The organism is Thermococcus sp. MAR1, assembly GCF_012027305.1.
Taxonomy (GTDB): domain Archaea; phylum Methanobacteriota_B; class Thermococci; order Thermococcales; family Thermococcaceae; genus Thermococcus.
Window position 1 is genome coordinate 1 of record NZ_SNUF01000006.1, and the last position, 512, is coordinate 512.

At 39.6% G+C, this 512-nt stretch carries 1 protein-coding gene; it reads right to left on the reverse strand.

Annotated elements, in window-relative coordinates; genetic code table 11:
• A partial coding sequence (locus E3E25_RS11290; RefSeq protein ID WP_167893409.1) for an SIS domain-containing protein occupies positions 1–512 on the reverse strand: 512 nt, incomplete at both ends.

Here is a 512-nt window from a genome sequence, read left to right on the forward strand (position 1 = left end):
TTCCGATCTTTCAACGTACTTTGGCATTTCATACAGCTGAGCTTCGAGTTTTCTAAGGTATTCTTCATCAGATGTTTTGAGTTGCCTAGCCAAAGCAATTGCAAGCATCGTCAAGACTGTTAATTGCGTTGTATAAGTCTTTGTAGCAGCAACGCCTATTTCTGGCCCTGCATGAGTGTAAAGAACAAGGTCGCTGATTCTTGTTGCCATGCTACCCACAACGTTCACTATGCTCAGAACTTTTGCACCTTTCTTTTTAGCTAGCTTTATTGCTGCCAAAGTGTCAGCAGTCTCTCCACTTTGTGTAATTGCTATGACAAGTGTGTTTTCATCAACTAGATCTTCAAACTCATATCTGAATTCACTTGCATCTTCAACCACTGCAACTTTCTTTGCAAGTCTTTGGAAAAGATACTTGCCCACAATTCCAGCATGATACGAAGTCCCCATGGCAACAATGAATATTTTCTCGTAATTTGCGATTTCTTTAGCAATCTTGTTTATTATTTCAG